This is a genomic window from Desulfuromonas carbonis, assembly GCF_054658035.1.
The window spans coordinates 1,459,127-1,472,233 of record NZ_BAAHXR010000003.1; the positions used below are offsets into that span (position 1 = coordinate 1,459,127).

Genomic DNA, 13,107 nt, shown 5'->3' on the forward strand with positions numbered 1-13,107 from the left:
CGGTGCAGTTTCGTTATCAACTCGATGAGATTCCCTCCGGGCGCGACCTTCTGCTCTTCGGCCTGCAATGGCTGGCGATCGCGGTGCCGTCGATTGTCATCATCGGCGGCGTGGTCGCCCCGCTCCATTTCGCCGCCGCCGGCGCCCAGATCCTTTACCTGCAGAAGCTGGCGCTGGTCGCCGGACTGACCATGGCGGTGCAGGTTCTCTGGGGGCATCGCCTGCCGCTGGTCGCCGGCCCGGCCGCGGTCCTCCTCATCGGCGTGGTCGCCAGCCGCGCATCCTCGCTCGGGGTGATCTACGGTTCCCTCTTTGCCGGCGGCCTGGTCCTGACTCTGCTGGCGCTGAGCGGCCTGTTGCGCCACCTGATCCGCCTCTTCACGCCGCGGGTGGTGGCGGTGGTCCTGCTGCTGATCGCCTTCACCCTGCTGCCGACCATCGGCAACCTCCTCGTTCATCCCGGCGGCTCCGCCGGCCCCCTCGCCGGACTCAGCTTCGCCGCCCTCCTCGTCCTGCTCCTCTTTGTCGGCCAGTTCCGCCTGCGGGGGATTTGGAAGGTGACCCTGATCGTCTGGGGGGTGCTCGCCGGCAGCCTGGTCTGGCTCCTGCTCTATCCCCAGTCCCTGGCGCTCGGCGAACTGCCCCTGCTCGGGCAGCCGTTGCAGGCCTGGGCGCTCCCCGGCTTTGCCTTCGACTTTGGCGTGCTACTCGCCTTTCTCTGTTGTTTTCTGGCGCTGGCGGTCAACGATCTCGGCTCGATCCAGGCGATGGCCGGGCTGTTGCAGCCGGCGGGGATGCCGGGGCGGATCCGTCGCGGCGTCCTCGTTACCGGCTTCGGCAATCTCCTCGCCGGCGCCCTCGGCGTCCTCGGTCCGGTCAACTTTTCCCTCAGCCCCGGCGTCATCGCCGCCACTGGCTGCGCCTCCCGCTACGTCCTTCTCCCTGCCGCTGCCGGCCTGCTCCTCCTCTCCCTTTCGCCCCAGGCCCTCGCCCTTCTCGGTGCGGTGCCGCCGGTGGTGGTCGGCGCCATCCTCCTCTTCATCCTCTCTTCCCAGGTCAGCGCCGGGCTGCTGGCGCTGACGGCGGGAGACGGTCCGCTGCGCTTCGAAGATGGCCTGGTGGTGGCGCTGCCGCTGCTGCTCGGCACCCTGGTCGCCTTTTTGCCGTCGCCGGTGGTGGCCGGTTTCCCGCCGCTCTTGCGGCCGGTGCTGGGGAACGGCTTCGTGGTCGGGACCCTGCTGGCGATGCTGCTCGATTTCAGGCTGGGGCGGGGGCGATGAGCGGCCCGGGTGCGGCGATGATTCCCGGCGGCGGGGAGCCGGTGGTGGTGGCGGCGGGGCTGCGCAAGGAGTTTGGCGCCTTCACCGCCGTCGATGGTATCTCCTTCGCGATTCAGCGCGGCGAGTGTTTCGGCCTACTCGGCCCCAACGGCGCCGGCAAGACCAGCACCATCCGCATGCTCTACGGCTACAGCCCGGTCAGCGGCGGCGAGCTGAAAATCTTCGGACTGCCGCTGGCCGAGCACCTGCGTGAGATCAAGGCGCGCATCGGCATCTGTTCCCAGGAAGATACCCTCGACCCCGACCTCGATGTCCGTCAGAACCTCCTCGTCTTCGCCCGCTACTTCGATATCCCCGCCAGCCGGGCGCTGCAGCGCAGCGCGGAGCTGCTCAAATTTTTCGCCCTCGACGGCCGGGCGAAGGCCGCGATCGGTGAACTCTCCGGCGGCATGCGCCGGCGTCTGACCCTGGCGCGGGCGCTCCTCAACGAGCCGGAGCTGCTGATCCTCGACGAGCCGACCACCGGCCTCGACCCCCAGGCCCGCCACCAGGTCTGGGAGCGGCTCGAAGAGCTCAAGCGCCAGGGTTTGACGATCCTGCTGACCAGCCATTACCTGGAAGAGGCCACGCGGCTCTGCGACCGGCTGATGATCGTCGATCACGGCCGTATCATCGAGGAGGGGACGCCGCTCGGGTTGATCCGGCGCCATGTCGGTCGCGAGGTGATCGAGATGGTGGCACCGGGGGCGGAACTGCGGCAGCTGCTGCAGGAGAAGGCTGCCGACTTCGACGACCTCGGCCAGCGCCTGATTGTCTATAACCAGCAGGACGACGATCTCTTTCTGCAGCTGGTGCGCGAGCACTGCCGCGACGGCGCCTGCACCTTGCGCCCGGCGACCCTGGAAGATGTCTTTTTGCGCCTGACCGGCAGGGAGTTGCGCGAATGAGCCGGCCACCCGTCATCACCCGCCGCTTCCTGCGCGTCTGGCAGCGCAACTTCAGCGTCTACCGCAAGACCTGGAAGATCAGCTTCGTGCCGCCGCTGCTCGAACCGCTCCTCTATCTCGCCGCCTTCGGCGTCGGCCTCGGCGTCATGGTCGGCGCGGTCCCGTTTCGGGGCGGCAGCGTCGATTACCTCACCTTCATCGCCCCCGGCCTGCTGGCGGTGACAGTGATGCAGAACGCCTTCTTCGAGACGACCTACGCTTCCTTTGTCCGCATGTATTACCAGAAGACCTTCGACGGTATGCTCGCCACGCCCCTGGTTCTCGAAGAGGTGATTCTCGGCGAACTCGCCTGGGCGGCGACCAAGTCGCTGCTGGCGACGACGCTGATGCTGGCGGTAATCGCCCCCTTCGGCCTGGTCGCCTTCCCCGCGGCGTTGCTGGTCCTGCCGCTGGCCCTCCTCGGCGGCGTGGTCTTCGCCGCCGCCGGCATGCTCTTCACCGCCCTGGTACCGAACATCGAGACCTTCAACCTGCCGGTCTTTCTCTTCATCACGCCGATGTTTCTCTTCTCCGGTACCTTCTTCCCGGTCGGCAACCTCCCGGAATGGGCGCGGCTGCTGGCGCTGGCGCTGCCGCTGACCCATCTCGTCACCCTGGCGCGGGCGGCGACCTTCGGTTTTTATGACCCGCACCTCTGGGGGGGCCTCGCCTATCTCCTCCTCTTCGCCGGGGTCGGGGTGCCGCTCGCCCTGCGCCTGATGCGGCGGCGCCTGATCCGTTAGCCCTTTTCCTGTAAAGAGAGTAACTTGCATCTTCGCGGCAGCATGATAAGCCTTTAACCAGCACCGCAACCGTCTGCGAAGGAGCCCCAGCACCGTGAAGATCCGCGTCATGTACGACAGGCACCACCAGGATACGGTCAACCCCGAGGAGCTCGCGATCCTCATCGCCGAGCGGCGCATCATCAAGTTCAAGCGCTTCAGCGGCTGGGTCGATGTCCGCACCGACCCGGTGCGCCGCCAGAAAGGCTCTGCTCCCGGCACCGACCGCCGCAAACAGGCCGAGGACAAGAAGGGCGACGACCCGGGACCGATTCTGTAGTTCGTATTCCCGCCTGCACCATTCCCCCATATTCACTTTCGAAGGTGAAAAGGTGTCTGTAGAGCCCCTAGGGTCTGGTTTGACATGCTGCTCCTTGACCTATCCTCCCTTTACAGCAACCGATCCATCCGCTATCTTTCTTCCCTCATCCATCGCCCTTTTTTGACTGGAGCTTTGCCATGACCACCCCCACCACCATCTTTCGCCATGACTATACCCCGCCCCCCTTCCTGGTCGACGCGGTCGACCTCCGCTTCGACCTCGACCCCGAGCGCACCATCGTTCGTTCCCGCCTGCAGCTGCGCCGCAACCCGGCCGTGACCGGTACGCCGGCACTGGTTCTTTACGGCCAGGAGCTGGAGCTGGTCGAGCTGGCCCTTGACGGCGCGCCGCTGGCGGAGAGGCAGATCCGCGTCGATGCCGAGCAGCTGGCCATCGCCGAGGTCCCCGCGGCCTTCGAACTGACGGTCACCACCGCCATCGCGCCGGCCGCCAACACGGCGCTGGAGGGGCTCTACGTCTCCAGCGGCAACTTCTGCACCCAGTGCGAGCCGGAGGGGTTCCGGCGTATCACCTACTACCCCGACCGCCCCGACGTGATGGCGAAATTCACCACCACCGTCGCCGGCGACCGCAAACGCTACCCGGTGCTGCTCAGCAACGGCAACCCGGTGGCGCAGGGGGAGCTGCCAGAGGGGCGCCACTTCGTCACCTGGGAGGACCCCTTTCCCAAGCCCTCCTACCTCTTCGCCCTGGTCGCCGGCCAGTTGGTCTGCATCGAGGATCAGTTCGTCACGGCTTCCGGACGTAAGGTGGCGCTGCGCTTCTACGTCGAGGAGCGCAACCGCGCCAAGTGCGCCCATGCCGTGGCGAGCCTGCAGCGGGCGATGGCCTGGGACGAGGAAACCTTCGGTCTCGAGTACGACCTCGACATCTACATGGTGGTGGCCGTCGACGACTTCAACATGGGGGCGATGGAGAACAAGGGGCTCAACGTCTTCAACTCCAAGTATGTCCTCGCCCTGCCGGAGAGTGCCACCGACCTCGACTACCAGGGGATCGAGGGGGTGATCGGCCACGAGTATTTCCACAACTGGACCGGCAACCGCGTCACCTGCCGCGACTGGTTCCAGCTCTCCCTCAAGGAAGGGCTGACCGTCTTTCGCGACCAGGAGTTCTCCGCCGCCATGACCAGCGCCGCGGTGAAGCGCATCCAGGACGTGCGCCTGCTGCGCAATGCCCAGTTTCCCGAGGATGCCGGTCCCATGGCCCACCCGGTGCGCCCCGACAGCTACGAAGAGATCAACAACTTCTACACCATGACCGTCTACAACAAGGGGGCCGAGGTGATCCGCATGCAGCACACCCTGCTCGGCGCCGCCGGCTTCCGGCGCGGGCTCGATCTCTACTTCGAGCGCCACGACGGCGCGGCGGTGACTGTCGACGACTTCGTCGCCGCCATGGCCGACGGCGGCGGCATCGATCTCGACCAGTTCCGCCGCTGGTACAGCCAGGCCGGCACCCCGGTGGTGGCGGCGACGGGGTCCTACGATGCCGCGGCGCGCTCCTACACCCTGACCCTGCGCCAGAGCTGCCCGCCGACCCCAGGGCAGCCGGTCAAGGAGCCTTTCCATATCCCGCTGGCAGTCGGCCTGCTCGGTCCCGACGGCGCCGACCTGCCGCTGCGGCTGGAGGGGGAGGCTCGGGCCGCCGGCACGACCCGGGTGTTGGAGCTGCGCGCGGCGGAGCAGAGCTTTCGTTTCCTCGATCTTCCGGCCGCGCCGGTCCCCTCCTTGCTGCGTAGCTTCTCGGCGCCGGTGCGGCTCGACATCAATCTCGACGATACCGAGCTCGCCTTTCTCTTTGCCCACGACAGCGACTCTTTCAACCGCTGGGAGGCGGGGCAGCAGCTCGCCGTCAAACTCTTGCTGGACCTGGTCGCTGCGGTCCAGGCCGGCCGCGAGCTGGCGCTGCCGGAGCATTTCCGCGCCGCTTTCCGTGCCGCCCTCACCGACAGTGCGGCCGATCCGGCGCTGCTGGCCCAGGCGCTGCTGCTGCCGGCGGAAAGCTACCTCGCCGAACAGATGGAAGTGGCCGACCCGATTGCCATCCACGCCGCCCGCGAATTCGTGCGGCACACCCTCGGCAGCGGTCTGCAGAAGGAGTTGCAGACCGTCTACATGACCCACCAGGTACCGGGACCCTACCGGCCGGAACCGGCGGCAGTCGGGCGGCGCAGCCTGCGCAACCTCAGCCTCGCCTACCTCGCCGCCAGCGGCCATCCGCGCAGCCTGGCGCTGGCCGAGCGCCACTATCGCCAGGCCGACAATATGACCGACGCCATGGCCGGGCTGGCGGTCCTCGCCAACGTCGATATTCCCGAGCGGGTAGCGGCTCTCGATGACTTCTACCAGCGCTGGCAGGACGACCCGCTGGTGGTCGACAAGTGGCTGACGCTGCAGGCGACCTCCAGCCTCCCCGGCACCCTGTCCGAGGTCGAGCGCCTCCTCGGTCATTCTGCCTTTACCATGAAGAACCCCAACAAGGTGCGCGCCCTGATCGGCGCTTTCGCCCACGGCAACCCGGTGCGCTTCCATGTCGCCGACGGCAGCGGCTACCGCTTTGTCGCCGAGCGCATCCTTGAACTCGATCCGCGCAACCCCCAGGTCGCCGCCCGCCTGGCCGGCGCTTTCGGCCGCTGGCGCCGCTTCGACCCCAACCGGCAGCAGCTGATGCAGGAAGCGCTGCAACAGATTCTCGCCGCGCCGCAACTGTCCCGGGACGTCCGGGAGGTGGTGAGCAAGACCCTGGGATAGTCCACGTAAGGGGGGCAAAACAACGTTTCTCCATGCTCGGCTCACTTGATCGAGCGAAATTTATCCAAGCTATAAATTACCAATTTAGTTGAAAAAATGTTTTGTAACGTCATTTAAGTTTCCGTGGAATTTCGCTCTTGACTTAGCCAGACGTTGTGTTAGCTTCAAGATGCTGGTTTGCCAGTCCTCTCTCTCGGCAGTGCTCAATCTCCTGATTCGGGCCAGCGCTGTGACACTTCGAATACCGACAAGTGGTCTATACCCCTGAAATATCCGGTCTCCTGGCTGGGCTTTAGCGAAACGCATCCCAACTATTTTCGACCCCCATTGAAAAATCACCCATCTGGGTGAGTGACAATGGGGGCCGTGGTGCTATCATGGAATGGCAATTATGTAAAGTCTCTAATGGTGTTGTTGGTCCATTGATTTTACTGGCTCGATTCATTCCCCCTTGATTTTTGGGAAATCCGGTAGCAGTACGGGCTAGTTTTGGCAGTTTGGGTAGAGGGACTCTATCTAACCAGGGAGGAAAGCGATGAGGAAGGCGGAGAAGCGAGGGGCGTTGTGGCTCCTGGGCGTAGTTTTACTCGGATTGGCATTTTTGTTGCCGGCATGCGGCGGCGGTGGTGGCAGTAACCCCGGACCGGTTGCGGCATTGGGAGTCGGGACGACAAGCCTGACCTTCACGGCTCCCGCCGAAGGGGGAGCCAACCCGGCGGACCAGACCTTCATCGTGACCAATTCCGGACCAGCCGGAACCACTCTCAATTGGTCGGTGACCGATGACGCGCCCTGGTTGACCGTGACTCCGGCGAGCGGTTCTCTGGATGGCGGAACGTCACAGTCAATTACCGTCTCCACGGCTATCACCGGGCTGCTCGCCGGCACCCAGACGGCCAAGATCACAGTGGCCGCCACCGGGCTGGCCTCCAAGACCATCAACGCCCAGTTGACCATTGGCCAGGCGTTGACCCTCAATCCTGCGGCCCTCAATCTCACCGTGACCGCCGGCAGCAATCCCGCCGACCAGACCGTGACCCTGGCCAACGCCAGCAACCTGTCGGTCCCCTGGACCGCGGCCAGTGACCAGCCCTGGCTGACCATGAATCAGACCAGTGGCACACTGGCTGCCAACGGCCAGGCCAACCTGCCGGTTATCAAGGTCACCTCCATGAGCCTTGCAGCGGGTAGCTACACCGGTACCATTACTATTACGCCTGGCGTTGCTGTGACCGGTGTGAGCATCCCGGTCAACCTGACGGTCAGTGCGGCGGCATCCGCGGCCAAGAACATCTTTATCGGCGGCACCGCCGGTGTCGGGCAGCTCTCCAGCCTGGTCGCCTCGGCTTCGGCCGGCAAAGCGGTTGCGGCGGCGGCTCCAGCGATTCTGGCCGATGCCAAGGTTACCATTACCGTGATTCAAGCCGACGGTAGCAATCGAACCACCATTACCAAAACCAGTGCACAAGGTGGTTACTCAGCCGAGGTGGTTGCCCAGGCCGGTGACACCATCACTGTGACCATCAAAAAGGACGGCTTTACCAGCCTGAACAAGACCGTCAAGGTCAAGGCGGACGGTCAGACCAAGTATGTGGTCTCCGGCAACGTGGCCGAGGCTACGGTGCAGGTGGCCAAGGCGGAAAACGGTGTCTTCAAAGCCGGTGGCGGCACCGGCCCGGGTTTCCGTTTTGGCCTGACCCGGCGTGCTTCCGGGGCACTTCTTCCCTTCGCCGGCAGCGCCGGGCTCCACGCCGCCGCTGCGGCCGGCGCGGCTCCCGAACTTGACATCAGCATCCCATCGAGTTGGGCGCCCGGTGCCACGGCGGTAACCGCGCAACTGGCGGCTTTCGACCCCAGTATTCCCTCCGAGCGGCAGATGTTCCCCGGTGAATTCGTTGGCGTCGGCGGCGGCACTGCTGGTGCCGGCAAGGCCGACAGCACTGAGTACCAGCTGGAGTCGGTCTCCTTCTTCCAGTCGGACGTCACCCCCAACAACGGTGAGCCGCTCAGCCCGACGGTGGCGACCGGCGCTTCAAAGGCCGCCGGCGACTCGACGGTGATCTACAAGTACATCCCGCTCGACGGCTGCAACGCGGTGAAGAAATACGCCGACCGTGACGGCGACCCGGTCAACGGGGTACAGATGCCGATCTATTCCTACAACAGCAGCAGTGGCAAGTGGGTCTACATTGGCGAGGGGACCCTCAAGACCTACAATTTCAGTTCCGGCCTCTATGAGACCGTCGCTGCGGCTACCGTCTCGACCGGATCCGACCTGGGGAACCTCTCCTGCGGCACCGTCGAATACTATTTCGAGATCGTCACCAACGAGTGGTACACTTGGTGGAATCTCGATTACCCCCTCCTCTTCGCCCAGCCGGAGGTCGTCTGTATCAGCGGCACAGTGGTCGACGGCCAGGGGAATCCCGTCCAGGGCGCCTACATCCAAGCCGATGGCTACGCCAGCGGCGCTAACACCTACTCCAGCACCTACGCCGGGACCGACGGCAACTTCTCTATCGACCTGACCCTGGGGAACGGCCGGACGGTGGCGGACTTCGTTTTCACCGCCTACGACTATTCGAGCTGGCCGGCGACGACCACCGACTTTACCAGCCAGATTCCGGCGACCGTCTCGACCACCGCCTGCAACGACGTCGGCAACGTCGTCATCGTCGACAGCAACACCTGCTCGATCAGCGGGACGATCCTGCAGGAGAACGGCGACGGTTCGACCTCGACGGCGCCGGGCTGGACCTGGGTCGACCTCTATACCAACGACTACACCTTCTACAACTGGGTCTACACCGACGCCAGCGGTTATTTCACCTCCAAGTCTCCCTGCAACAAACTGGTAAACGTGGATACCTGGAAGAACTCGGTGGATGCCGTGGTTGACGGTATCGTCTCCGGACCCGAGAAGACCGACGACGGCACCAACCTGGTGCTCGCCGACCTGGTGATGGTCAACAACGCCCCGGAGGCATGGACCTGGCTTACCCCCAACCCGGGCAAGGCGAATCAGAACATCCAGCTCTGGGTTTCTGCCTGGGACTACGAGGGTGACTATCCGCTGACCTACGCCTGGACCGTGAAGGACGGTGCCGGGACGACGGTCACGACCTCTAACCTGGACGTCTTCAATTGGACCCCCACGACCGACGGCACCTACAGCGTCCAGGTGGTGGTCGCCGACATCCTGGGGAACGAAACGACCGTCACCGATACCCTGACGGTGAATCCTGACGTCAATTCGCCGCCGGTCATCTGGAATGCCTATGGGCAGGCGCCCCAGACCTGTGGCGGGCAACCGGCTCTCTTCGTCAATGCCTACGATCCCGACGGGGACAACCTGAGCTACAGCTTCAGTGCTGGTGCACCGACTTACGACCCCTCCCTCGGCGCTTGGGTCCCGACTGTCGCCCTGACCGGATCGACCGTCACGGTCACCGTAACTGACGACGGCAATCCTCCCAGGAGTTCCACGACCACCATCCAGGTTCCCCAGGCCACCGGGCTGATTCTCTATAGCGCCGAAGCCTGGCCGACCATCCAGACCGTGGGCGCCCCTGTCGATCTGTATGCCTATGCGTACGACAACTCCGGGTCGGCCACCTACTCCTGGACCATCGCGGGACCGGAAACTCCAACCTTCGTTCCTTATCAGCAGGACGGTTCCTACGGATATTTCACGGCTCAGCAGCCCGGCGATTACCTGATAACTCTCACGGTCACCGGTGGGGCCTGCGGCGATACCATAACCCGCACCCTCAACGTCACGATCAACCCGCTGACCGTCGCCATCACCAACCGTTACGTCCAGTTCCGTTCCTTCGAAGATCCCACCCTCAATCGCTTCCAGGGGTGGGTCGACCTCAAGGATAACGGCCAATTAATGGATGAGTGGGATTTCTGGGGTAGCAGCATGTACGACACCCTTGGCACCGCCTTCCCCGTCACCCCAACCTTCTGGAAAGCCAGTTTCCTGAATGCCACTTGGAACGCAACCAACGGCAGCTTCGGACCGGCCAGCCCGGGCGGTTTCTCCGGCTGGTCCTTCAACCTTTCCGGGTACACCCTCGCTGCCGGAGATTACACCTTTGAGACGCAGCTTAATGGTGGAGCACTGCTCAATACCAGCTACACGTACCCAGGACAACTCGTTCTGCCGGTGGTCGCTGCCAGCAGTATGACCTACGCCTGGAACACTGACGGTAGCCTCACGCTCAATTGGACCGAGCCTGTCGGTACCTTTGACCGCTACAACGTGGTCCTTTACGATACCAATGCCTACTCGGGGCACAACGGAGAACTTTTCTACGGTGCCGTTCCCCCGGGGACAAGCAGCGTCACTCTGTCGGCCTCCCTGATCCAGTCAGTCTATGGGAACGCCGGGCTTTCCGGCCTTGAGAGCCTGAGTTGGGAAATTCAGACTCGTTCCAACGATGCGACCAACGTAAACTATGCCCGTGGTTATTCCAACAGGGTGCTGATCAATCCGCCCCCCGCTTCAGTGGATGTGATTGTTCGCTAGACTGTCGAAACCTGCCCCCTTTCCATCCGGTAAGGGGGCAGGTCGGCGGAATCAAAATGGATCCGATCAACACCGCAACGGGACAGTTGATCTTCGGAAAAAGGAGGCTAGGCAATGATCCAGCGCAGACTTTTAAAATGGTTGCCGGTGGCGATGCTGGCAGCATTTCTGCTGGCGGGTTGTAGTGGTGATAATTCCTCGCAGGGGACGCCTGCGGGCAAGGACGCGGTGGCCCAGAAGGCGACAGTCACCTTCAAGGTTCAGTTTCCCGAGTCGGCCGTGCAGAAGGCTATGATCGACGACCGCACCGTCAGTGTCCAGGTGCAGTGGGGAGACTATTACAACTACAGCTTTATTGATTCCATCACCCTCACCCCGGACAGCAGTGGTATGGCGACGGCAACCGTCACGGTGCCGGTAGGTATGCTTCAGTTCACGGCCTGGGCGAACGATGCCAACGGCATGGAACTGGAGATGATCTCCACCGCCGGCGATATCGTCGAAGGCAACAATACGGTCTACCTCACCTTCCTCGGTGGCGACTGGCAGTTCGTCGATGCCAATGACGCCCCCATGCCGCTCTCGGTGGGAACCGGGGCCAGCAGCCGTACCCTGACCGGTTTTTCCCTCGGGTCGGCTTACAGTCATGGTATGTACGCCAAGGCTAAGGTCGATTACACCAAGCCGATGGGTTACGGAGACTACCGCCTGCAATGGTTCGACACGGCCGGCGCAGTGGGGTCGCAGATGGCAGCCTGGGCCGATAATCAGCTCATTGGCGGGGTTACCAACAATACGGCCTTCGGCAGTGACATGCTTAACCTGACCACCCCCGCCAATTCGGATAATTTTTCCTTCTGGTCCTTTGCGACGGCTGGCGACCGGGTCCTGTTTGTTGTGAACAGCGGGCCGGACAGCGGCACCATCAAGGACGGGGCCGGAAACGACCTGACCGGCGCCATTGATGCAGTGGCCGATGCCCAGATCCTCGATGGCACCCATATCAGCGGGCATCTGCTCGAAATGACCTTCGACAGCGTCACTGGCATCCAGACCCCGACTCGGACGAATATCGATTGTGCTCCTTACTGGACCTACGCTGGCGCTGCCCGTTCAGCCGCTATCAAAGCGGCCTTTGCCAGCAGTTCCCAGGGTCCTGCCAAGGCGGCGCCTGGCGACTCCTCTACCGTGACCGCCACCCTTGTCGCGGCTTACGAGGAGTGCAACCAGCAACCCTATCAGATCGACGGCGACGGCGACCAGGATTTCTGGTACGGGGATTATCTGACCTTCGATTTCAACAGTAACAACCGCTACGATCCCGCCGACGGTGATACCTATCAGGATACCAACAACGACGGCAACTTCGACTTCATGATTTACAATCAGGTCGATGGCGACGGCGATGGTGACATGCTATGGGACTACATGATTGTCGATGTCAACCACAACGGGCGCTACGATGCCGCCGACGGTGATACCTACCAGGATACCGACAGTGACGGCAAATTTGACTTCGTCTACACCCCGGGCGATCTATACGCCATTACCGAGACCTTTTCCAATGTCGTGGCCCGCGAGTTCCGCGCCCGGGGGAGCCAGATTATCAGCCAGTTCACCCCGTCGGTTCTCGGTACCTGGGGGCCGGCCGGTTACCAAATGACTGGGCAAGGGTTTGCCGTCAGTTTCCTCGACGCCACCCATTACATTCATGTCGAGGATGGGATTCCGGATACCGACCCCATTACCGGCAACATCATCGGTGGCCCGGGCATGGAGTACGGAACCTACAGTGTCAATGCCACGACGGGCGATGTAACCTTCACGGCCAGCAAGGATACGACGGGGGACTGGGGGCCGGCTGGAACCGGAACCCAGGTGATCAATTTCCAGTTCCTGGATAACAACCATTTTCAGATTACCGATCCGGTTGATAGCACTACCCAAACCCTTGGTCGGGTAACCAGCAACTGGAATTCGGCGGTCGGCAGTTGGAAGTTTGGCAGCGAAGCCCTCGGCATGCAGGTGGTGACCCTGTTCGAAGGCGGGAATTACCTGGTGGCCAGCTCCGGGCCCCCCGGAACCAGCAATCTCGACGGCATGGAGAGCGGTACCTATAGCTTCCAGACGATCTCCGAGTCGATCGACGGGACGGTTACCGCCAATATCACCTTCAATGGCATGAACAGTACCATTCCTGACCTTAACGACACGGTCATTGCCGCACCGGGGACGTCGGTGACCATGCCAATCACGATGACCAACCATGGGAATACCATCGAATTCGACAACAACGGGACTCCGGTCGCCTTCAGCCGGGTTCAATAAGCGGAAGCGGTACCCATGTAGTTGAAACACATAACAGGGGAGGAGTTGGATACTCCTCCCCTGTTTCGTTCCACACCACCCTAACTGCCGTGACCGTGCGC

Annotated in this window: 7 protein-coding genes; all 7 read left to right on the forward strand. The window is 63.0% G+C overall.

From position 1 onward, the window contains the following. Positions 1-2: 2 nt before the first annotated feature. The 7 genes from ACYQ8E_RS13675 (at position 3) to ACYQ8E_RS13705 (ending at position 13,006) form a co-directional block, all read left to right on the forward strand. Entirely contained in the window at positions 3-1,280 is a 1,278-nt protein-coding gene (locus ACYQ8E_RS13675; RefSeq protein ID WP_066723742.1) for a solute carrier family 23 protein, read from the forward strand. Further along, positions 1,277-2,227, forward strand: a complete 951-nt coding sequence (locus ACYQ8E_RS13680) for an ABC transporter ATP-binding protein (RefSeq protein ID WP_231875380.1) — start codon at positions 1,277-1,279, stop codon at positions 2,225-2,227. The genes ACYQ8E_RS13675 and ACYQ8E_RS13680 overlap by 4 nt, the downstream gene beginning before the upstream one ends. After that, the gene (locus ACYQ8E_RS13685; protein ID WP_066723744.1) at positions 2,224-3,009 is read left to right on the forward strand and encodes an ABC transporter permease; all 786 of its coding nucleotides are present in this window, start codon (positions 2,224-2,226) and stop codon (positions 3,007-3,009) included. The genes ACYQ8E_RS13680 and ACYQ8E_RS13685 overlap by 4 nt, the downstream gene beginning before the upstream one ends. A 94-nt stretch (positions 3,010-3,103) precedes the next feature. Beyond that, the gene (locus ACYQ8E_RS13690; RefSeq protein WP_157471712.1) at positions 3,104-3,328 is read left to right on the forward strand and encodes a GSU3473 family protein; all 225 of its coding nucleotides are present in this window, start codon (positions 3,104-3,106) and stop codon (positions 3,326-3,328) included. Positions 3,329-3,507: 179 nt separating this feature from the next. After that, positions 3,508-6,144: an aminopeptidase N gene (pepN, locus tag ACYQ8E_RS13695; protein ID WP_066723747.1), complete on the forward strand. Its 2,637-nt coding sequence runs from the start codon at positions 3,508-3,510 to the stop codon at positions 6,142-6,144. Between the two features lie 601 nt (positions 6,145-6,745). Then, positions 6,746-10,678, forward strand: coding sequence for a BACON domain-containing protein (locus ACYQ8E_RS13700; RefSeq protein WP_157471715.1), 3,933 nt, complete (start codon positions 6,746-6,748; stop codon positions 10,676-10,678). A gap of 114 nt (positions 10,679-10,792) precedes the next feature. After that, the gene (locus ACYQ8E_RS13705) at positions 10,793-13,006 is read left to right on the forward strand and encodes a hypothetical protein (protein ID WP_066723751.1); all 2,214 of its coding nucleotides are present in this window, start codon (positions 10,793-10,795) and stop codon (positions 13,004-13,006) included. The last annotated feature ends 101 nt before the right edge of the window (positions 13,007-13,107 follow it).